Annotated in this window: 22 protein-coding genes and 1 pseudogene; 7 read left to right on the forward strand and 16 right to left on the reverse strand. The window is 72.4% G+C overall.

Annotated elements, in window-relative coordinates:
• Positions 1 to 36 precede the first annotated feature (36 nt).
• The 15 genes and pseudogenes from H9Y04_RS18725 to H9Y04_RS18795 form a co-directional block, all read right to left on the reverse strand.
• Complete coding sequence (locus H9Y04_RS18725; protein WP_187815007.1) at positions 37 to 546, reverse strand: toxin-antitoxin system HicB family antitoxin; 510 nt, start codon at positions 544 to 546, stop codon at positions 37 to 39.
• Positions 547 to 824: 278 nt separating this feature from the next.
• Positions 825 to 1,352 carry a hypothetical protein gene (locus H9Y04_RS18730; RefSeq protein WP_187815008.1) on the reverse strand — a complete coding sequence of 176 codons (528 nt, stop codon included), beginning with the start codon at positions 1,350 to 1,352 and terminating at the stop codon, positions 825 to 827.
• 111 nt (positions 1,353 to 1,463) lie between these two features.
• Positions 1,464 to 1,910 carry a hypothetical protein gene (locus H9Y04_RS18735; protein ID WP_187815009.1) on the reverse strand — a complete coding sequence of 149 codons (447 nt, stop codon included), beginning with the start codon at positions 1,908 to 1,910 and terminating at the stop codon, positions 1,464 to 1,466.
• Positions 1,911 to 2,084: 174 nt separating this feature from the next.
• A pseudogene (locus tag H9Y04_RS18740) lies at positions 2,085 to 2,528 on the reverse strand (maleylpyruvate isomerase family mycothiol-dependent enzyme); the annotation flags it as partial.
• 76 nt (positions 2,529 to 2,604) lie between these two features.
• Positions 2,605 to 2,862, reverse strand: coding sequence for a hypothetical protein (locus H9Y04_RS18745; RefSeq protein WP_187815011.1), 258 nt, complete (start codon positions 2,860 to 2,862; stop codon positions 2,605 to 2,607).
• Positions 2,859 to 3,218 (reverse strand): ArsR/SmtB family transcription factor, encoded by a 360-nt coding sequence (locus H9Y04_RS18750; RefSeq protein WP_187815012.1) that lies wholly within the window; start codon positions 3,216 to 3,218, stop codon positions 2,859 to 2,861. Before H9Y04_RS18750 ends, H9Y04_RS18745 begins: the two co-directional genes overlap by 4 nt.
• Before the next feature lie 115 nt (positions 3,219 to 3,333).
• Positions 3,334 to 4,635, reverse strand: coding sequence for an MFS transporter (locus tag H9Y04_RS18755; protein WP_187815013.1), 1,302 nt, complete (start codon positions 4,633 to 4,635; stop codon positions 3,334 to 3,336).
• Entirely contained in the window at positions 4,632 to 5,750 is a 1,119-nt protein-coding gene (locus H9Y04_RS18760; RefSeq protein ID WP_187815014.1) for a PLP-dependent cysteine synthase family protein, read from the reverse strand. The genes H9Y04_RS18755 and H9Y04_RS18760 overlap by 4 nt, the downstream gene beginning before the upstream one ends.
• 135 nt (positions 5,751 to 5,885) lie before the next feature.
• Positions 5,886 to 6,296, reverse strand: coding sequence for a hypothetical protein (locus H9Y04_RS18765; protein WP_187815015.1), 411 nt, complete (start codon positions 6,294 to 6,296; stop codon positions 5,886 to 5,888).
• A 102-nt stretch (positions 6,297 to 6,398) separates the two neighbouring features.
• The gene (locus tag H9Y04_RS18770) at positions 6,399 to 8,273 is read right to left on the reverse strand and encodes a protein kinase domain-containing protein (RefSeq protein ID WP_187815016.1); all 1,875 of its coding nucleotides are present in this window, start codon (positions 8,271 to 8,273) and stop codon (positions 6,399 to 6,401) included.
• Positions 8,274 to 8,460: 187 nt separating this feature from the next.
• The gene (locus H9Y04_RS18775) at positions 8,461 to 8,898 is read right to left on the reverse strand and encodes a GNAT family N-acetyltransferase (protein WP_187815017.1); all 438 of its coding nucleotides are present in this window, start codon (positions 8,896 to 8,898) and stop codon (positions 8,461 to 8,463) included.
• A 77-nt stretch (positions 8,899 to 8,975) separates the two neighbouring features.
• Entirely contained in the window at positions 8,976 to 9,515 is a 540-nt protein-coding gene (locus H9Y04_RS18780; protein ID WP_187815018.1) for a GNAT family N-acetyltransferase, read from the reverse strand.
• 37 nt (positions 9,516 to 9,552) lie between these two features.
• Positions 9,553 to 9,834, reverse strand: coding sequence for a hypothetical protein (locus H9Y04_RS18785; RefSeq protein ID WP_187815019.1), 282 nt, complete (start codon positions 9,832 to 9,834; stop codon positions 9,553 to 9,555).
• Between the two features lie 5 nt (positions 9,835 to 9,839).
• Positions 9,840 to 10,391: a DUF5994 family protein gene (locus H9Y04_RS18790; protein ID WP_187815020.1), complete on the reverse strand. Its 552-nt coding sequence runs from the start codon at positions 10,389 to 10,391 to the stop codon at positions 9,840 to 9,842.
• A 140-nt stretch (positions 10,392 to 10,531) separates the two neighbouring features.
• A complete protein-coding gene (locus H9Y04_RS18795) occupies positions 10,532 to 10,990 on the reverse strand; it encodes a DUF5994 family protein (protein WP_187815021.1) in 459 nt (152 codons plus the stop codon).
• Positions 10,991 to 11,310: 320 nt separating this feature from the next.
• Between H9Y04_RS18795 and H9Y04_RS18800 the strand changes: the two genes are divergently transcribed.
• From H9Y04_RS18800 to H9Y04_RS18830, 7 genes are all read left to right on the forward strand, one after another.
• Entirely contained in the window at positions 11,311 to 12,306 is a 996-nt protein-coding gene (locus tag H9Y04_RS18800; protein WP_187815022.1) for an acyl-CoA desaturase, read from the forward strand.
• 84 nt (positions 12,307 to 12,390) lie between these two features.
• On the forward strand, positions 12,391 to 12,798 hold the full coding sequence (locus H9Y04_RS18805) for a DUF5994 family protein (protein WP_187815023.1): 408 nt from the start codon (positions 12,391 to 12,393) through the stop codon (positions 12,796 to 12,798).
• A 392-nt stretch (positions 12,799 to 13,190) separates the two neighbouring features.
• On the forward strand, positions 13,191 to 13,799 hold the full coding sequence (locus H9Y04_RS18810) for a hypothetical protein (RefSeq protein WP_187815024.1): 609 nt from the start codon (positions 13,191 to 13,193) through the stop codon (positions 13,797 to 13,799).
• A 136-nt stretch (positions 13,800 to 13,935) separates the two neighbouring features.
• Positions 13,936 to 14,274 (forward strand): STAS domain-containing protein, encoded by a 339-nt coding sequence (locus H9Y04_RS18815; RefSeq protein WP_236070968.1) that lies wholly within the window; start codon positions 13,936 to 13,938, stop codon positions 14,272 to 14,274.
• Positions 14,275 to 14,352: 78 nt separating this feature from the next.
• Complete coding sequence (locus tag H9Y04_RS18820; RefSeq protein ID WP_187815025.1) at positions 14,353 to 15,096, forward strand: ANTAR domain-containing protein; 744 nt, start codon at positions 14,353 to 14,355, stop codon at positions 15,094 to 15,096.
• The gene (locus H9Y04_RS18825) at positions 15,093 to 15,857 is read left to right on the forward strand and encodes a GAF and ANTAR domain-containing protein (protein ID WP_187815026.1); all 765 of its coding nucleotides are present in this window, start codon (positions 15,093 to 15,095) and stop codon (positions 15,855 to 15,857) included. The genes H9Y04_RS18820 and H9Y04_RS18825 overlap by 4 nt, the downstream gene beginning before the upstream one ends.
• 129 nt (positions 15,858 to 15,986) lie before the next feature.
• Positions 15,987 to 17,468 carry a SulP family inorganic anion transporter gene (locus tag H9Y04_RS18830; protein ID WP_187815134.1) on the forward strand — a complete coding sequence of 494 codons (1,482 nt, stop codon included), beginning with the start codon at positions 15,987 to 15,989 and terminating at the stop codon, positions 17,466 to 17,468.
• A 31-nt stretch (positions 17,469 to 17,499) separates the two neighbouring features.
• Here the strand turns inward: H9Y04_RS18830 and H9Y04_RS18835 are convergent, their stop codons facing one another.
• Positions 17,500 to 19,062, reverse strand: coding sequence for a choice-of-anchor A family protein (locus tag H9Y04_RS18835; protein ID WP_187815027.1), 1,563 nt, complete (start codon positions 19,060 to 19,062; stop codon positions 17,500 to 17,502).
• Positions 19,063 to 19,114 lie beyond the last annotated feature (52 nt).

Genomic DNA, 19,114 nt, shown 5'->3' on the forward strand with positions numbered 1-19,114 from the left:
GGCGGGGCCTCGGGTGAGGCTTCGGGCCCGGGGCCGTCAGCCGGCCCAGCCGGTGAAGTCCCGTGCGTGGTCGCGGTGGTGGGGGCCGGCCGGCGGCGGGGTCAGGGCGGCGGCCACGGCGCGGCCGAGCCAGGCGTTGAGCGAGAGCCCCTCGCGGGCCGCGGCCTCCTCGGCCTGCACCTTGAGGTGGGCGGCGAGGCGGAGGTTGATCCGCGAGGTGCCGCCCTCGTCGGGGGCGGCCGGCTCCGGGGCGGCCGCGGGCATCGGGTACGCGGTCGGCTCGGCGCGCTCCTGTACGTCGGGCTGCGGCGTGCTGACCACGAACTCGGGGTCGGTCCCCCGCAGCCGCACTCCGACGGAGCCGGGTGCGAGCTCACGGGTGACCTCGGCCATCGCGTCCGACAGTGCGTTGAGCAGTGCCAGGCGCGCGGCCGACTCGAGCGGCCAGGTGAGCCGCTCGGCCATGGCGCGTGCTTCCGGTCCGGCGGTCTCCGCGGCGGTCGCCAGCTCCTGGCGGAGGTTGTCGACGTACGGGGTGAGGTCCATGGCTCAACTATGGCGCCATCATGGCGCCACGTCAAGCGAAGTGTGGCGCCTAATGGTGCCAGGTGGCGCCGTGGGAGGCGTCATTGCAGGTCGGAGGGATCTGGGGGGGGAATTGGTGACGCCACCAGGGGTGCCGGAGGGCATCAGGGAGCGCCAGGGGTGCCAGGGAGTGCCACGGACGCCAGCCCGTACCGGGGACGCCAGGGGAGCGCGGCCATGCAAAAGCCCCCGGCCGTCGCACTCGGTGCGACGGCCGGGGGCCCTGTGCTCTGTGTCCGCTAGCCCACCCAGCCGGTGAAGCCCTGGCCCGCTCCGCGGGAGCGCGACGAGGGCGGGTCCTGGCGCGGGGCGGGGTTGATGGCCTGCGAGGCGGCGCGTACGAGCCAGGCGTTGACCGACAGGCTGTCGCGCGCCGCGGCCTCCTCGACCCGGGTCTTGAGGTGCGCCGGAAGCCGGAAGTTGATGCGCGCCATCGAGCCGTCGTCGGCCTCGGGCGCGGCCGGCGGCGCCGGGGGCAGCGGAGCCTGCGGGGGCTCGGGCAGCTGGGGCGCCGGCTCGGGTGCGGGCGGCGCCGTCACCACGAACTCGGGGTCGAGCCCGCGCAGCCGTACGTCCACCGAGCCGGGCGCGAGCTCACGGGTGACCTCGTCCATCGCCGCCGACAGGGCGTGCAGGAGGGTCAGCCGCGTCGCCGACTCCAGCGGTGCGGACAGCCGCTCGGCCAGATCGCGCGCCTCCGGGCCCGCGGCATCGGCGGCGGTCGCGAGCTCCTGGCGAAGAGTGTCCACATACGGCGTGAGGTCCATGACGCCAATTATGGGGCGTGTGGCGCCATGCCGGGTGCGAGGGTGCCAGGGGCGGAATGCGGGGGAGACGCAGGGCGGGCCGGGGTTGCCGGGCCCCGGGCGGACGGGACGTCACGCGCCCCAGTGCGGGGCCGGGCCGTGCGGACCACGGGGCTGCGGCGCGTGCGGTCCGCGGGGCTTGCGTACGGCGACGGTCACCGCGGAAAGCGCGGTGGTCACGGCGAGACTGCCGACCAGGACCATCAGGACGCCGACCATGAACAGGCCGCTGGCGTCGTCCGACCAGTCGGTGAACGCGGCGACGGACAGCCCGGCGGTGACACCGACGACGGGGACGGCGGGGTGGCGGCGGACGGCCGCCCAGTAGACGGGCGCGAGCAGGGTCAGAACCAGGCCGATCACCTGCCATGCCTCGTACGGTCCGGTGGTCGAGCCGTCGGGGTGCACATCGCGCTGCTGGTCCCAGCCGAGCCAGCCGGCCCAGGCGCCGATGGCCAGTGCGGTCAGGGCGAGGGCGGCGATCACCAGTCGGGCGGGGCCCGTGAGCTTCTTGTGCATGCCTCAAGCGTCCTCCGCGCCCGGGCGCGCGACCACCGTACGGATACTCATCCGCCCCCACCGCGCAGGTACTCACTCCCGGTGCCGAACCCCCGGCCCGGCACCCACCTCGGTGCCGAACCCCCGGCCCTTCACCCACCCCGGTCACGGCCTCCCGATCCCTCACCTCATCGCGTAGTACTCGGCCACCGCGGTGAGGGCCTCGGCCGGATACGTGTGCCGGATGCCCAGGGGCCGGCGGATGTCCTCGCCGTGCACGACGGTCTCGCCGAGCAGGGCGACGGCGGGCAGCGGAGGCTTGCGGGTGCTCGTCACCGCCTGCCGGAATCGGCCGAGCGTCTCGGCCGGCCCGCTGCCGAGCTGCCGCTCAAGCTGCATCGCCACCTGCCGGTCGAAGTCGAACCGGCAGCGCAGGACGCCCGCGAACCAGGTCACCGGGTTCAGCCGCGCGGAGGCGGTCAGATGCGCGAGGACCTCCCGTACCGACAAGCCCGTGCACAGCGAGGCCGTGGCCCAGCCCTCGGCGTCGAGATCCGCGAGGTCCTCGGCGAGCGCCGCCCGCTCGGCATGGACCAGCGGCCATACGTCACGGCTGGTGAGCCGCTTCTGCTCGGTCATCCGGAAACCCTTCTCCACGCGCGGCGCGCTGCGCGGCCGACCGCGCCGGCCGCACCACTCCTACCGGCACGCCCGCCTACTCGATCTCCCGCATCATCTTCTCCATCGACTCGATCGAGATCCGCGTGTGCGTCTGCTCCTCGATCGACCGGCGGTGCATCTCGATGTTGTCCTCTAGCAACTGCTGGTACTTCAGGGCCATCTGCTTGTACTGCTCCTCGCGCGAAGCCAGCATCCGGGCCCGCCAGGTCGCGGCGATCTGCCAGACGACCACGATCAGAAAGAGGAAGACGCCTCCGGCGCCGACCACTCCCGCCCAGTCCCCGCCGTTCATGAGGTGGTCTCCTTCATCGTCGTCTTCTCTTCCTTGGTGAGCTCCGTGGTGAGCGTGAGCGCCGCCCCGGCGACGGTCTCGGGGGTCAGCACATAGGCGAAGGGCGTGAGCTCGAAGTACTTCATCGCCTTGCCGTTCGCGGCCAGTTCGAGCGTCCCGGTCACCAGTCCTGCGGCTTCGAGCCGCTGCAGATGCATGTGCAGCAGCGGCCGTCCGATGCCGATCTCGCGGGCCAGGGCGCTCACGTAATTGCGGCCCCCGCCGAGCGCGGCGACGATCCGCATACGGTGCGGATTGCCGAGCGCCGTGAGGACCTTCAGGAGGTCGTCGCCCGACGGGGCGGGGGGCCGGCTCATGGGCTCCACAGTGCTCGCGCGGCCTGAACCCGTCAAAAGGATCTGACACATGTCGGGGAAGACTGGGGGACTTCCCGGGGTCCTGACCGGGGTCCGGTCAGGGTCGGTGTCAGGGTCAAGGAGTGGCGGAGGCGGAGGCCGGCGCCGACTCCGCACGCCCCGCCCGCAGATGGCCGCCCCGCTCCAGGGCCGCCACCGCTCCCGCGCACAGCGCACCCGTCGCGGCGAGCGCCGCCCACGGCAGCCAGGCCACGCCGGTGTCGAACAGCGCGCCCACCGCCAGGTTCCCGGCCGCGATCGCCAGACCCGAAGCGGTGTTGTACGCCCCGTAGTACGTGGCGACCAGACGCTCCCCGGACAGCCTGACCACGGTGTCCATCTCGAACGGGTAGAGCAGCGCGCCGCCCCACGCGAGCAGCGCGGCGCACAGGATCAACGCCGTCACCCCGTACAGGAACGAACCCCCGTACGGGAAAGGGCCGTTGTACAGGAGCGGCAGGAAGGCGCCGCCCATCAGGAGCAGTCCCCACACGATGGCCCGCGGCCCGGACAGCGTCCGCTTCGCCCACGCCGTCAGCCGCAACTGCCCCGACAGGGCGGCGAGCGCGGACACCGCGAAGACGGCGCCCGTCACCACACCGGTCCGCTCGCCGAACAGCTCGCGCGCCCGCAGCGGCAGGGCGAGATACACCTGGAAGGCCAGCACGTACGAGCCGGACATGGCCGCCGCGAACAGCAGGAACGGCCGGTTCGCCGCGATCGACCGCCAGTCCGCGAGCACCGCGCGCCAGGCCGGCTCGGCCCCGCGGTCGGCTGGCGCACGGGCGGGCAGCGCCCGCGCCTGGAGCAGCGCGAGCGCACCGAAGATGACCGCGGACGCCGCGCACACCGCCCTGAAGTCCCAGGCGAGCAGGGCGAGTCCGGCGAGCGGGCCGACCAGGATCCCGGCCTGGTAGAAGACGTTGAACGCGGCGAAGGCCTCCACCCGCCGCTCCGCACCGGCCTCGGCCGCCAGGTATGCCCGTACCGCCGGATTGAACAGCGCCCCCGCGAGCCCTGTCAGGGCGGAGGCCACCAGGAGCGCGGGCAGCGACTGCGCGAAGCCGAGCAGCGCGAAGGCCACGGTCCGCAGCGCGCACCCGGCCAGGATCATCGGCTTGCACCCGTAGCGGTCCGCGAGCGTCCCGCCGACCAGGAACATCCCCTGCTGCGACAGATTCCGTACGCCGAGCACCAGACCCACCGCCCAGGCGGCGAGCCCGAGGCCGTGACCGAGGTGGTCGGCGAGATACGGCATCAGCATGTAGAAGCCGAGGTTGATGGCGAATTGATTGACCATCAGAAGCCGTACGGCCGGGTCGAAGGACGCGACCTGCCTGCGGAGGTTGTGCTGCGTACGCGGCCCCTTCGTCGTCATCGCACACCCGCCGTACGGGCCAGCGGGTCGCGGACCTGCCCGCACCGCGTCCACCCGGTCACCACGCACGCGTCCGGCGTGGTGATCTCCGCGGGCCTGGGCGGCGGTTCGACGCCGAGAATCCCTTGTTCGGCACACCAGTTGTCGTTGTAGACCGTCTCCAGGTAGCGGTGCGGACCGTCCGGGAACACCGCCGCGATGCGCGTCCCGGGCGGCGAGGTCCGCGCCACCCACCCCGCGACCAGCGCGACCGCACCGACGCTCCAGCCGCCCGACGCGTAGTGCCGCCGCGCCAACTGGCGGCAGGCCCACACCGCTTCACCCGGCGCCACCCAGTGCACCTCGGCGAACGCCGCGTAATCCACGTTCGCCGGATGGACGCTGGAGCCGAGCCCGCGCATCAGGCGGGGCCCCGCGGGCTGCCCGAAGATCGCCGAACCGACCGAGTCCACCCCGACCACGCGCAGGTGCGGCGCGTGCCGGCGCAGCCCCTTGGCGATCCCTGCGGAGTGGCCGCCGGTGCCGACCGCCACCACCAGGGTGTCGATCCGGCCGAGCTGGGCGATGAGTTCGGCGGCCAGCGGCGCGTACGCGGCGACGTTGTCCGGATTGCCGTACTGATCCGGGCAGTACGCGCCGGGCCGGGCGGCGAGGAGCGCGGCGACCCGGGCCCGCCGCGCCTCCTGCCAGCCGCCCGTCGGATGCGGCCGCTCCACCTGGTCGACCTGGGCGCCGAGCGAGGCCAGGAGCCGCACCATCGCCGGCTCCATCCCGGGATCGGAGACGACGGTCACCGGATGCCCGTACGTGAGACCGGCGAGCGCGAGCCCGAGGCCGAGCGTGCCGCTGGACGACTCGACGACGGGCGCACCGGGCCGCAGCGCCCCGCGCCGCCGGGCCTCGCGGATCATGTGCAGGCCGGGGCGGTCCTTGATGCCGCCGGGGTTGGCGCCTTCGAGCTTGGCGAAGAAGCCGCGGCCGGGCGGGGCGAAGGGGCGGTCGATCCACAACACCGGGGTGTTCCCGACCAGTTGGGCGGGGCGGCGGGCGACGGCGGGGGCCGGCGGTGCGAGCTTGGTGTGGTGCGGGTGATGCATGTGCTCGGTGCACTTCATGGCGTACGGCTCCTACGTGCGGCCGTGCCGAAGGGGCGCGGGACGCACGGGATAGGCAGATCGGTTGGCGCGCGGCGGTACGTGGGGAACGTGGCGTACATGGCATACGTGACGTATCCGACGTACCGGGTGCGCCTATTGCCGCCAGACGCCGAGCAGGGACCGTTCGCCGCCGCGGCCCGGCGGACCCCCGTGGTCCACGCAGGTGTGTGCGGGGCGCCCGGGGGCGAAGGCCGGTGCGAGGTGGGGCAGGGCGGGCGCCGCGAGCTCCTGCGTGCCCGGATCGCGCGGCCGGTCGAGCGCGTGATCGACGTGCTCGCCGGAGTCGTGGTCATGCGCCGGATCCGTGACGAGGGCGGGCTGTTGGCCCTCGGAGATCCCGAGCTGCGGTGGGTGCGCTCCGTACGGGCCGTGCGTTCCGGAGAAGGACGCACTGTGCGCGGCGCTCGCGAGATGCGCGGTGATCAGCACGGCGAGCAGCGGCACCAGGACGGGACGTCCCCGTCGGATCGCCCGCACCAGGGCCGCCCGCCATGACTCGATCATTGACCGATCGTAAGTCGGCGCTTACGCGGCGTCACGTTCCGGTCGCGGCATATCGCCCGTACGTGGCGTGCAGGGCCGGTGAGGAGCGCCGGGCGTACGCGCTCAGTACGCCACCGTGTCGCACCAGGTCTCCGCCCAGGCCGAAGGCCCGTGGGTGTTGGCGGCGCGCACCGTGATGCAGACCTCGTCGCCGGAGAACGGGCCCCTGACCGTGTACGTCGTGGCGCCGGTGGAGTAGACGGTGTCGACGTTCTTGGCGGTGAAGGTGCTGCCCTTGTTCGTGTAGTGGATGTCGTATCTGGTCGCCCGCGGAATCGCGGACCAGCTCACCTTGATCGGCATATCGCAGGCGCCGACGCAGGAGTTGACGTACTCCAGCTTGTACGCGGTGAGCGCGGGCGGGGGAGAGCCCTCCGCCGAGCCGCCACCGGAAGAGCCGCCGCCGGACGCTCCGTCCTCGCCGGACCCGGCGCCGCCCGCCCCGTCACCCGAGGGTGCTCCGCCTCCGCTGTCCGGCTCCCGCGAACTGCTGCCGCTCTCCTGGCTGTCCGGGCCGTCGGCTCCCGCGCCGTCCTTCCCGCCGTCCTTGTCGTCGGCGTCGCCTCCGTCCCCCTCCTTGTCCTTCTTCTTGCCGTCCTCGGAGGGCGAACTGCTGGGCGTACGGGGGGATTCGCTCTCTCCCGGGGTGGCGCTCGCGCTGTTGCCGGGCGGCTGGGTGCGGGTCCTGTCCCCGTCGCCGCCGAAGGGTTGGAGCAGCGCGACCGTGCCGCCGCCGACGGCCAGGACGGCGACGATCGGCAGGACGAGTACGGAGCGCCGGCGCCGGGGACGCTCGTCGCGGGTCGCATGGCCCGGGCCGGTTATCGACTCGCCGGACCCCGGCTCGATCCCGGGCCCCGGCTCGATCCCGGGCCCCGGCGACGACCGCAGCCCGACCGTCGCCCGGTCGGCGGGACCGCCCGCCTGGCCGGTCCCGCCGACCGGTTCCTGCCGCATCGGAGCCACCCCCGCCTCGGCGTCCAGCAACTGCGCCGACTGCTGGGCGAGATGCGCGACGACGGGCGCGGGCAGCCAGCTGCCGCGCGCCATGGCGGGCCTCGGCCGCCGCGGGTCTGCGGTCAACTCCGCCACTCCGGGTCGCTGTTCGGCGTCCTTCGTCAGACACCGTGCGATCAGGTCCCGCAGCGCGTCGTGCTCGACCCCCGACAGATCGGGCTCGCCCTCCACGATCTGGTACATCACCGCATGCTGATTGCTCGCCCCGTGCCCGAACGGCAGCTGCCCCGTCGCCGCGTACGTGAGGACGCAGCCGAGCGTGAACACATCGCTCTTCACCCCGGCGCGCTGCCCGCGTATCTGCTCCGGTGACATGAACCCGGGCGAGCCGACGGCCATCCCCGTGCTGGTGAGCAGGGAGGCCACGGAGGCGTCGAGGGCCCGGGCGATCCCGAAGTCGATGACCTTGGTGCCGTCCACGGTCAGCATCACGTTGGACGGCTTGAGGTCCCGGTGCACGAGGCCGGCCCCGTGGATGTCCGTCAGCGCCTTCAACAGGCCGTCGGCCAGGGCGTGCACGGACGCGACCGGCAACGGTCCGTGCATCCGTACGACCTGCTCCAGCGAGAGACCGGCGACATATCCGGTGGCCACCCACGGCGGCTCGTCGTCGGGGCCCGCGTCGAGCACCGGCGCGGTGTACCGCTCGCCGACCCGCCGGGCCGCCTCGATCTCCTGCCGGAAGCGCGCCCTGAACTGCGGATCGGACACGTGCTCTTCGTGGACGACCTTCACGGCGACGGTCCGGCCGCGCTCCGCCCGCGCGAGGAACACCCGTCCCATGCCGCCGGCACCGAGCCGGCCGAGCAGCAGATACGGTCCGATCCTGGCCGGATGTCCCAGGGCGAGCGGCTTGATCCCGCCGTCGACGAAGTCCTCGCCGCCGGGCCCGCCCCGCTCGTCCTCGTTCGTCCCGCTCATGATGGTCTGGCTCCCCCGAGTCCGCGCGCCCGGTCAGTGGCGCAACGCCGTTGAGGATAAACGGTGTTGAGGCGCGTGGTGAAGGTGCGTCGGGTGCTGCGGACCGGCCCGGCTCGCGGACCGGCCCGCTTGCCGATCGGCCCCGCTCGCGGACCGGCCCCGCTTGCTGACCGGCCCCGCCGACGGATCAGCCCAGCTTCTTGCTGAAGTGGAACGCCACGATCTCCATGCCCTCGCGCAGATAGAACCGGTGCGCACGCGTGCGCTGGGTCCCCGAGTCCAGGTCGAGCCACTCACAGCCCGCCTCGCGCGCCCGCTCCTCCAGATACGCGAGCAGCGCGCGCCCCACACCCCCCGACCGTGCCGCTTCCGAGGTCACCAGGTCGTCCACGTACAGGCTGCGCAGCAGGCTCGTGTTCACGACGACCCGCCACCCGGCCACCCCCACGCAGCGCCCGTCGGCATCGTCGGCGTAGGCCGCGCTGAAGCGCAGGCCCTGTGTGTGCCCCTCGGCATGGACCGCGCGGAAGAGGTCCTCGGTCAGATGGGGGCGCAGCTCGCGCAGGACGGGCAGCACGTCGCTGCTGAGCCTGGGGTCACCGGGGGCGAGGTCGACGATCTTCATCCGGGCAGGATGTCACGCGGTCTCGCGGTACGGCAGGGGAGCCGTGCTCACACAGGTGCCGCAGGAGAGGAGTGCGCTCACAGGTCGGCTCCCCGGGCCCACACCTCACGGCCGCCACCGTCCCCCGTGCGGGGCAGCTCCTTCCAGCCCCATGTACGGAGCACCTCCCTGACCGCGGCAGTGCCCCGTTCCGGGGCGAGTCCGGTCACCACCAGGTCCGACGGATGGCGGGCGAGCAGCAGTTCGCCCAGGCGGGTGGCGACACCGCGGCGGCGGTGCGCGGGCAGCACCATCAGCTCGGCGAGCACGAACACCCGCCCGGACGCCGTGAGTTCCTCGGCGCGGGGCGTCACCTCGACGGGGTAGTCGGCCCACCATCGCCCGTCGCGCTTGGGGAGGTACCCGTAGACGCAGCCGGCAAGGCCGGACGCGTCCGCGACCGCCATGTCGAAGCCGTCGCGCTGTACATGCCGTTCGAACCGCTGCAGAAACCCCGTACGGTCGCGGAACTCGTCCCCGGCGGCGCCCCGGTAGGCCGTGACGTACAGATCGGCCACGGCCTCCCGCTGCTGCTCGGCCTGCCACCGGGTGAGCCTGCGCAAATACACCTCGGGCATCCGCCCTCCCCTCACGGTCCCTCGTCTGCGCCCCAGTTCAGCGGGCCTGCTTGTGCGTCGGGCGCTCCCGGCGGCGCCGGGCGGGGTGCCTTCCGCGGCCCCCGTCGCGATGGTCGTGCCGTTCGGCAGCCGGGGCGAACGGCGGCACGGGCGGCGGTCCTGTGCCTTCCGGGACGGAGGGCGGCCGGTGTCCGGGCTGGTAGCGGCTGTACGTACGCAAGGCGATCCTTTCGGCGTGCTGTTCGTTGAGGCGGTGGATCACATACGCGGCCACGGCGATCAGGGCCACGAGGGCGGCCGCAGTGACCGCGGTCTCCATGCCGGTCACCTCCTCGCGGCCAGCGGCACGGCGTGGGTCGAGGTCGCGCCGCCCTCGTACTCCCAGGACTCCTCCGAGTCCTGGGGCCGGTCGCCCGCGGCGAGGTCGGGGTGCCCGGCGATCTCGGCGGCGATGAGAGCGGTGGCGGTCAGCGGGGGCCCGTCCGTGACGCAGGCGGCGGCCATGAGCCGGTCCGCGGCCGCGGCATCCGTCTCGGGCGGGATCACCAGGAGGTCCCAGCGCCCCGCTCCGTATCCGAGGAGAAGGAGCTTGTGCGGGTCGAGCTCGGGGGTGAACCAGCCGATCTTCACGACACGGTTGCCGACGGCCGCCTGGCGGGGGACGACCGGCCAGAGCATCGGGTTCACGGCCACGCGGGTGATGCGGCCCCACAGCGGATCGAGCGCTTCCGCCAGAGCGGGGAGTTCGGCGGCCAGGTCACGGGAGCGGGGCCACCAGGCACCGTCCAACAGGCCATGTCCGGCAGGCGACTTGAGTGCCAGGCGGGCGGCGGCGGGCGCAGGGGCGGTGGGTGCGGAATGGGTGGTCGCGTTCATGATGCGAACCCGTCTTCGGAGTGGCGCGGCGGCCGTCCCCGATGGTTGTTGCTCACCGAGGACGAGACCCGCGCGGATGCCGGAGTACGAAGTGCCCTGGGTATTTCAAGAGTACTCCTGCGGTGGGCGCCGGCGGCAGGTCAGACGGCGCCCACCGCCATCAGGGCCGCCGAGTCGAGGCGGAGGGCGGGGTCGGCCGCCGCGGTCATCAGCCGGGCCGCGGTGTCGCCTTCACTGCACGGCGGTACGACGAGCAGGTCCCAGCGGGCCGCACCGTACGAGAAGAGCCGGATCGTGTGAGGGTCGAGGCCGGACGTGTACCAGGTGGCCGTGACCGTATGGCCGGTCACGGGCAGGATGCGCGGCTGCGACTGCCAGCTGTCCCGCTGGCACGCGACCCGGGTCACGCGTCCGTGCGAGACGTCGAACACATCGGTGAGCGAGGCGAGTTCGGCGGCCAGATCCGTGGTGCGCGGCCACCATGCTCCGCACACCGGTCCCTGCGGGAACGTCGGCGGACGCAGGGCGAGCCGTGCGGGCGGATAGCCGGCGGGCCGCCCGGCGCCGGCCGGATCGCGGTGGGCGGTCGGTGCGTTCATGACGCACGCCCTTCTGCGGGCCGCCGTGAAAGGAGGCAGGCCCGGTCTCGTGGTGCACCGGAAGCGGCGCCGAGCGGAGTCGGCACACGAGGAGCACCCGGTGACCCCAGCGTACGTCCGCGCCTGCGGCCCACGTCCCCGAGACCGCTCAGCCCCGGGCGGACGTCCGGACCGCATTTCGCCGGGCAGGAGTACGGTGGGAGAAGGCGAGGGCATTCGTTTGCCGGTCCACGACCACCAAGTGCACATTCCTCGCCATTCCTTCAGGGCAGCCCCTGACCCCGGCCGCGCCATCCGCAAGCAGGCCGAGGAGTCTGTACATGTCCGTGACATTCGCCAAGCGCACCACCCCTTCGGCTGCCACCTCGCAGCCCGAGGTCTACGACGGCAAGTCGCCGTTCCCGCAGGAGAGTCCACCGCCCGCACGCGAGGGCGGGGAGCGCCTGTACGTGGCGGTGACCGCGGTGATCGTCGTGCTGCCGTTCGTGGCGCTCGGCCTCGCCGCCTGGCTCCTGTGGGGGCGGCTGATCCACCCCACGGACATCGTGCTCGGGCTCGCCCTGTACGTGGTCACCGGCCTGGGCGTCACGGTGGGCTTCCACCGAGGGCTCACCCATGGCGGCTACCGGGCCGTGCGCCCCGTGCGGGTCGCGCTCGCGGTGGCCGGTTCGATGAGTTTCCAGGGCGATGTCATCGGCTGGGTGGCCACCCACCGCCGCCACCACGCGTTCACCGACCGCCCGGGCGACCCGCACTCCCCGTACCGCTATGGCACGCATCTGCGGGGCCAGTTGCGCGGTCTGCTGCACGCGCATGTCGGCTGGCTGTTCCGCAACGACCCCACACCGCCCGCGCGTTATGCCCCCGACCTGCTCGCCGACCGTGACATCCGGGCCGTCTCCCGCGCCTTCCCGGCGCTGTGCGTGCTCACCCTGGCCCTGCCGTTCGGTCTCGGCTGGGCGATCGGCGGCAGCCTCCTGTACGGAGTGACAGGCCTGCTGTGGGCGGGACTTGTCCGTATCGCCCTGCTCCACCACGTCACCTGGAGCGTGAACTCGCTGTGCCACATGATCGGTGAGCGCCCGTTCCGCACCCGTCGCCATGACCGGGCCGCCAACCTGTGGCCGCTGGCCCTGCTCTCGTTCGGCGAGAGCTGGCACAACCTCCACCACGCTGACCCCACCAGCGCCCGGCACGGTGTCGACCGGTGGCAGATCGACCCTTCCGCCGCCGTCATCCGCCTTCTCGAACGCCTCCGGCTGGCCCATGACGTGCGCTGGCCGGCGCCGGACCGCGTCGCCGCCCGGCGCATCTGACGGCCGGGGTATCGGACGCCCAGGCGGCCGGCCCCGATCGTCGACCCCCCTTCCCCGCACGGCAGCCGGCAGGAGCCGCACCCCATGACCATCGCACCCCCTCCTCCTGAATCCACCCTCCCGCTGCTCCGGCTGCGCCTGGCGCCCCGCGCCGGCGGACCCCGTGCCATCGACGGGGCCTGGTGGCCGCACTCGTACGACCTTCTCACCGAACTCCCCGTACTGCTTGCCGGGTTGCCCCGGGCCTGGGGTGACATCACGAGCGTCCTGCTGTGCGACGGGGCCTGGTCCAGGGCGCCGGGCCGGATGTTCGTGGCCGGCCAGGTGGTCCGGCTGCGCAGCAGTCCGGCGGCCGCCGCCGCCCGCACCGTCACCCTGCTCGCCCCCGGCCATGGCCGCTGGGACCTGCTCGTCGTTCCCCCGGGCACCACCGAGGCGGACGCGGACTCGATCATGGCGCGCGCGGCCTGCGACAGCGCGCGCGGCGTGTGATGACGGGCGCCGGGTACCGGCATCTGTCGGTCGACTGCCCCCGGGTACTTCAACTGGCTTATCTCGAAAGGGAATTGACGCATGCCGGGTCCGACGCTGGGTAGGTGGCTCTCCTACGTGCCCCTTGACCCCGGGCGCGGTCCCGAAGACGCCGTGATCCGCGACGCCGACATATGCGGATCCGGCGCCTCGTCCCCTGGGACGGACACGACCGGGGCTCTCCCGCGCCCCGACGTGCCCGGTGACGAGGTCGACGAGGAGGCGCTGAAGGGGGAGCCCGCCTTCTCGCCGGAACAGCTCCTGGCGATGTTCATCGGATTCCCGCCAGGGTCTGTTCCGCGGCAGTTGCGTGCCGGGTCGGCAGCCGGGGATCCGGGGGAGAGGTGCGTCCGATGAGACGTCATGGGCCCGCGTCCGCCAATGGACCGCCGCCTCTGCGGAGCGATGGTCCGCCGCCTCTGCGGAGCGATGGTCCGCTGCCTCTGCGGAGCCAGGAGCGGGGCCCCTCGCCTCTGGCGGCGGAGCGGCTCCACCCGTGGACCCGGTGCCAGGTCACGGACCGGCTGCAGGAACTGGGCGAGCTGTACGCGGCCAACTGCGGGACCGACGAGGTACTCGGCCAGGGGCGCAGCCGGGCCTTCACCGGGCGGCTGCTGCGCGACATCCGGCGTCCCGGGTTCGGCCTCCTGGTCGCGCAGGGCGCCACGGTCACGGCCTGCGCCTATGGATTTCCCCTGCGCAGCGGGGTGTTCGAGATCCGCGCGCTCGTCGTACCGCGCCGGGTGCGGGAGCTGTCGCCGCACCAGCCGTGGAACCTGGCCCGGCGGCTGCAGCGGCGGCTGCTCGCCGACCACGGCTGCACCGGGGGCCTCACCCGGGTCGCCCGCACCGACCTGCGGACCCTCACGGCGCTGCGCTCCTGGGGCTGGCGGGACGACGAGGAGCGCACGTACGGAATTCCGGTGTGGACCCCGCACTGCGTCCTGCTGCTCGACTTGTGACGAGGCCCGGCGGCCAGGTGCGTGCGCGCGTACGCTGGGTGTGCGGCAGCCCGTGACCCCGGCCCTCTCCGTGCAGGCTCGTACCGCGCAAAAGAGGCACTGCGCACCTTCGCCGACACCTCAGGAGTTGGGCCGTATGCGTATGTGCCCCGACCTGTTCGAAGAATGCCGCCTGGTCCGCGCCCGGGGCGAGCTGGATCTGACGACCGTCGACTCTTTCGCCCAGGCGCTGCGGGCCTCCCGGGCCACCGCCGGATCTCCGTTCCTCCTCGTGGACTTGAGTCTCGTGTCCTTCATGGACGGCAGCGTTCTGGCGCCGCTGGACGAGTCGTGGGCTGATTGCGAGCGACGGCGCGGATGGGTGCGGGTGGTCTATCTCCACCGAACCGGCCTCGTGTTCCGGGCCTCCGGGGACGAGGCCCGCTTCCCTCGCTACGCGAACTGCCGAAATGCCTGGCAGGGACTTGCCGCCTAGTGCACCGGACAGGCGTAGGGTGCGGCTCGGGCCGCCGTTCCTGCCATCGTGTGACCCGGCGTATGGGAATGGAGTGCGGTGATCAGTGACGGCATGGCCGATGCCCTGCGCACGCTGCGCTCCGGGGACGCGCGCCACCTGGCCCAGGAGTGCGCACGCGCACTGGATGCCACCGGTGTGGCGATCTCCCTCCTGGTGGGTGACACCAAGATGGTGGAGCCCGTCTGGTGCTTCCCCGAAGTGAGCGTCCGGTTCGAGGAACTGCAGTTCACCCTGGGTGAGGGCCCGGGCCACGACGCCTCCCGCAGCCGCACCCCCGTCGTGGTTCCCGAGCTGAGCGCGGTGCGTCCCGAGCGGTGGCCCGCATTGGTGCCCGCCGCGCGGGAACTCGGTGAACTCTCGGTGTCCTGCTTCCCGTTGGGCATCGGAGCGATCCGGACGGGAGTGCTTACGGTCCTCTGTACCCCGCCGAGGCGGCTGAGCCCGCAGCAGTACGCCGACGCCGCGGCCCTTGCGTCGGCGCTCACCGCGGTGCTGCTCAACGGCAACCACCGCGGCGACGGGAACGGGAGCGTCGACGACGCGTCGGCCCTGTTCCTCGACCAGACCAGAGAACTGCGCCGGGCCGTCGTGCACCAGGCGACCGGCATGATCAGCGTGCAGCTGGCGGTGCCCCTGTCGGAGGCGCTCGTACGGCTGCGGGCTTTCACCTTCGCCGCCGGCCGGGCACTTACGGATGTAGCCGAGGACGTGGTGGCCAGACGGCTCCGCTTCGACGACGATGAGAGCGGGCCGGTTTCGCCCGATGGTGGAAAGGGATGATGGGCATGGCCCGCGAACAGCGCCTGGCGGAGGTCTTCGTCGAGGTCGCCGATTCACTCATCGACGACTTCGACGTCCTCGACCTGCTGCAGCGCCTCTCAGCGCGCTGCGTCGAACTCCTGGACGTCTCGGCCGCCGGCATCATGCTCGCCGACGTCCACGGCGAGCTGCAGATCATGGCCGCTTCCGACGAGCACACGCGGCTGCTGGAACTCTTCGCCCTGCAGCACGAACAGGGCCCCTGCGTGGAGTGCTACCGCAGCGGCGAGCCGCGCAGCAACATCGACCTCACCGATCCGGAGGTCACCGCGACCTGGCCGCGCTTCGCGGCCCGGGCCAAGGAGACGGGATACGTGCGCACCCACGCGATCCCGCTGCGGCTGCGGCGCCGGGTGGTGGGCGCGCTCAACCTCTTCCAGGCCTCGCCGCACTCCCTGGGCGAATCGGACATCGCCCTCGCCCAGGCGCTCGCCGACGTGGCGACCATCGCGATCCTTCAGCAGCGCACCCTCGAACAGTCCCACGTCGAGAACAGCCAGCTGCAGCACGCCCTGGACAGCCGCATCCTGGTCGAGCAGGTCAAGGGCATCCTCGCGGAGCGCTGGGGCACCACGACGGACGAGGCCTTCGCGGTTTTCCGCTCCTACGCACGCTCCCGCCAGCTGCGCCTCTCCGACCTGGCGCGACGCATCATCGAAGGCGACTACGACACCTCGTCCCTCGTCGGCTCCTCGTCCGAGGAGGCCTCGGGCACGGTATAGAGCTCCGCACAGCGGCGGATAAAGTGGGCACACCCCACCCCGCCGCATGTTCGTACGACCCCGGGCGTGCCCCAGCTCGACAGGTGCCTGCCCTTGTCCACGTCCGTGCCGTCCCCTGCCGCCTCCGCGCTGTCCCGCGCCGCCCGGCTTCGCCCCGACTGGCTGAAGGACCCCAGGGTCTGGCGTACGGAGATACTCGCCGGCCTGGTCGTCGCCCTCGCGCTCATCCCCGAGGCGATCTCCTTCTCGATCATCGCCGGGGTCGACCCGGCGATCGGCCTGTTCGCCTCCTTCACCATGGCCGTGGTGATCTCCGTCGTCGGCGGCCGCCGCGCGATGATCTCGGCCGCGACCGGTGCCGTCGCGCTGGTGATCGCCCCGCTCAACCGCGAGCACGGTCTCGGCCATCTGGTCGCCGCGGTGATCCTCGCAGGCGTCATCCAGATCGTGCTCGGCGTGCTCGGGGTCGCGAAGCTGATGCGGTTCGTGCCGCGCTCGGTGATGGTCGGCTTCGTCAACTCCCTCGCCGTCCTGATCTTCCTGGCGCAGGTGCCGGAGATGCGGGACGTGCCCTGGGCGGTCTATCCGCTGATCGTCGGCGGTCTCGCCCTGATGGTGCTTCTCCCGAAGATCACCAAGGTGGTTCCGGCGCCGCTGGTCTCCATCGTGATCCTGACCGTGATCACGCTCGCCGCGGGCATCGCGGTCCCGACGGTCGGCGACAAGGGCGAGCTCCCGTCCTCGCTCCCGGTGCCCGGCCTGCCCGACGTGCCCTTCACGCTCGACACCCTGACCACGATCGCCCCGTACGCGCTCGCGATGGCCCTCGTCGGTCTGATGGAGTCGCTGATGACCGCGAAACTGGTCGACGAGATCACCGACAGCCGCTCGTCCAAGACCCGCGAGTCCATCGGGCAGGGCATCGCCAACATCGTGACCGGCTTCTTCGGCGGCATGGGCGGCTGCGCGATGATCGGCCAGACCATGATCAACGTACGGGTGTCGGGGGCCCGTACGCGTCTGTCGACCTTCCTCGCGGGCGCGTTCCTGATGGTGCTCTGCATCGTGTTCGGCCCGGTGGTCTCGGACATCCCGATGGCCGCGCTGGTCGCCGTCATGGTGATGGTGTGCTTCGCGACCTTCGACTGGCACTCCATCACGCCCACGACCCTGCGGCGGATGCCGGCCGGGGAGATCGGCGTCATGGTGATCACGGTCGCCGTCGTGGTCGCCACCCACAACCTCGCGATCGGCGTGGTCGTCGGCACCCTCGCCGCGATGGCCGTCTTCGCGCGGCGCGTGGCCCATGTCGCCGAGGTCACCGCGGCCACGGCAGCGGACGGCACCTCGGTCGTCTACACCGTGACCGGCGAACTCTTCTTCGCCTCGGCCAACGACCTGGCCGGCCGCTTCGCGTACGCCACCGACCCGGACAAGGTCGTCGTCGACCTGAGCGCGGCGCACGTCTGGGACGCGTCCTCCGTCGCGGCCCTGGACGCGGTCGCGGCGAAGTACGCCCAGCGCGGCAAGTCCGTGGAGATCGTCGGCCTCAACGAGGCGAGCGCCCGGATGCACCAGCGCCTGAGCGGCGAGCTGACCGGCAGCCACTAGCTCCCGGAGCGTCCGCCGCCTGCGGCACGGATCAGGGGGTACGGCGGCGGCGTACGACCCACAGCATGACACCGGCACCGGAGACGACACCGGCCCCGGCGAGTGCGCCGAGCTGTCCGGTGGACAACTCCGCACCCGTATCGGCCAGTTCGGGAAGGGCGGGCCGGCTATGTGTGGGGCTCGGCGCGGGCGTTGTCGGTTCGGGGGCGGAGGTCGTGGGCCCCTCCGTCGGCTCGGGGCCTGAGGTGGTCGGCCCCTCCGTCGGCTCGGGGCCTGAGGTCGTTCCCGTCGGTTCGGGGCCCGAGGTGGTCGGCCCGTCAGTCGGCTCGGGACCCGAGGTCGTCTCCGTTGGGGCGGGAGCCGAGGTCGTCTCCGTCGGGGCGGGAGCCGAAGTCGTCGGCGACAGAGTCGGGCCGGGCGTCGGGACATCGTTCTCGCACGTCAGATCGGCGGCGAACGGGAAGTAGTGGATCTCGCCCGCGTTCACATCGGATCCGCCCGCCCCGGGCGTCCCGGCGAGCGGGCCCGCGTCCAGGGACTTCACGATGACGTCGCCCTCGATGTTGGACGGATCGAGGTCGGTCAGATGTGCGTTCGGCGCGTAGATCGTGCCCTCGATCGAGTCGCCGTCCGTGATGGTGATGTCGGTGGCGTCGGGGAAGTCCCAGAGGATGTACGGCGCGTTCGTGCCCGAGACGCCCGCCATGTTCGGCGTGGACCAGTCGAAGTCCCCGCCGGTCGCCGTGGTGTCGACGACGACCACGAGCGGGGTGTCCGCGCTCGGCTGCGTCGTGAACGTCATGATGTCGACGTTGTTCAGCTGCTCGCCGGTCAGCCGCAGCACGTTGGTCTGTCCGGCCGTCAGGCCGACCGTGACGTTGGACCCGGCCGGCGGGTCGAGGACGACGGCGCCACTGCTCGTGTCGGTCAGGGTCACGTTGTTCAGGCACGAGGCCATCGCGGCGGCCCGCTCGCGGTACGTCGCGAACAGCGAGGCGAAGTCCATCAGCCCGCTCCGCTCGACGGTGCCGGCGGCCTGCCGGGTGGTCAGCTCGATACGGGGCGTGGAGTCGTAGCCCGAACCCGCGGGGACCACACGGGTGTTGACGGAGGCCCCGTTGTTGTCGGTGTCCAGGGCCCGGTCGCCGCTCATGTCCCCGATGTGGACGTAACCGTTCGTCAGCACCTTCAGGACGCCGCTCGGGCTGCTTGCCGCATAGTCGACGGAGCCGCCGACGAGCAGCGCCGTCGGGTTGCCGTCGCCGGGCGCGATGAAGGTGCCGGGCGTGTGCAGCGAGACGTTGTAGCCGGCACCCATCGTGAGATCCCCGCCGATCGCGACGGGCCCTTCGGACTCGGTGCTGCCGAGCGTCGCGTCCCCTTCGGTGACCACACCGAAGCCGTTGTTCCCGGCGACGGGGTTGCCGATCGTGACGGTGTCACGCGCGGGAACGCCCGCCGCCGAGGACACGGGACCGGCCGAGAGCAGCAGGCCGCCGGCGCACACGGCGCACATCGTGGCGATCCCGAGCGCGGCCGGCCCGGCCGCCGCTTCGAGTCCGCCACGCCGCTGCGCTCCGAGGTACTGGGTCATACGCGCGACTGTGCACGCGGACGAAGGCCCGGCGCTCCCACCACGCCGGGCC

The sequence above is a fragment of the Streptomyces polyasparticus genome, assembly GCF_014493765.1.
In the GTDB taxonomy this organism is placed as follows: Bacteria; Actinomycetota; Actinomycetes; order Streptomycetales; family Streptomycetaceae; genus Streptomyces; species Streptomyces polyasparticus.

Coding starts and splice junctions, on each gene's coding strand:
- H9Y04_RS18725 (WP_187815007.1), bottom strand. CDS start 546: ATGGACCTCACCCCGTACGTCGACAACCTCCGCCAGGAGCTGGCGACC.
- H9Y04_RS18730 (WP_187815008.1), bottom strand. CDS start 1,352: ATGGACCTCACGCCGTATGTGGACACTCTTCGCCAGGAGCTCGCGACC.
- H9Y04_RS18735 (WP_187815009.1), bottom strand. CDS start 1,910: ATGCACAAGAAGCTCACGGGCCCCGCCCGACTGGTGATCGCCGCCCTC.
- H9Y04_RS18745 (WP_187815011.1), bottom strand. CDS start 2,862: ATGAACGGCGGGGACTGGGCGGGAGTGGTCGGCGCCGGAGGCGTCTTC.
- H9Y04_RS18750 (WP_187815012.1), bottom strand. CDS start 3,218: ATGAGCCGGCCCCCCGCCCCGTCGGGCGACGACCTCCTGAAGGTCCTC.
- H9Y04_RS18755 (WP_187815013.1), bottom strand. CDS start 4,635: ATGACGACGAAGGGGCCGCGTACGCAGCACAACCTCCGCAGGCAGGTC.
- H9Y04_RS18760 (WP_187815014.1), bottom strand. CDS start 5,750: ATGAAGTGCACCGAGCACATGCATCACCCGCACCACACCAAGCTCGCA.
- H9Y04_RS18765 (WP_187815015.1), bottom strand. CDS start 6,296: ATGATCGAGTCATGGCGGGCGGCCCTGGTGCGGGCGATCCGACGGGGA.
- H9Y04_RS18770 (WP_187815016.1), bottom strand. CDS start 8,273: ATGAGCGGGACGAACGAGGACGAGCGGGGCGGGCCCGGCGGCGAGGAC.
- H9Y04_RS18775 (WP_187815017.1), bottom strand. CDS start 8,898: ATGAAGATCGTCGACCTCGCCCCCGGTGACCCCAGGCTCAGCAGCGAC.
- H9Y04_RS18780 (WP_187815018.1), bottom strand. CDS start 9,515: ATGCCCGAGGTGTATTTGCGCAGGCTCACCCGGTGGCAGGCCGAGCAG.
- H9Y04_RS18785 (WP_187815019.1), bottom strand. CDS start 9,834: ATGGAGACCGCGGTCACTGCGGCCGCCCTCGTGGCCCTGATCGCCGTG.
- H9Y04_RS18790 (WP_187815020.1), bottom strand. CDS start 10,391: ATGAACGCGACCACCCATTCCGCACCCACCGCCCCTGCGCCCGCCGCC.
- H9Y04_RS18795 (WP_187815021.1), bottom strand. CDS start 10,990: ATGAACGCACCGACCGCCCACCGCGATCCGGCCGGCGCCGGGCGGCCC.
- H9Y04_RS18800 (WP_187815022.1), top strand. CDS start 11,311: ATGTCCGTGACATTCGCCAAGCGCACCACCCCTTCGGCTGCCACCTCG.
- H9Y04_RS18805 (WP_187815023.1), top strand. CDS start 12,391: ATGACCATCGCACCCCCTCCTCCTGAATCCACCCTCCCGCTGCTCCGG.
- H9Y04_RS18810 (WP_187815024.1), top strand. CDS start 13,191: ATGAGACGTCATGGGCCCGCGTCCGCCAATGGACCGCCGCCTCTGCGG.
- H9Y04_RS18815 (WP_236070968.1), top strand. CDS start 13,936: ATGCGTATGTGCCCCGACCTGTTCGAAGAATGCCGCCTGGTCCGCGCC.
- H9Y04_RS18825 (WP_187815026.1), top strand. CDS start 15,093: ATGATGGGCATGGCCCGCGAACAGCGCCTGGCGGAGGTCTTCGTCGAG.
- H9Y04_RS18835 (WP_187815027.1), bottom strand. CDS start 19,062: ATGACCCAGTACCTCGGAGCGCAGCGGCGTGGCGGACTCGAAGCGGCG.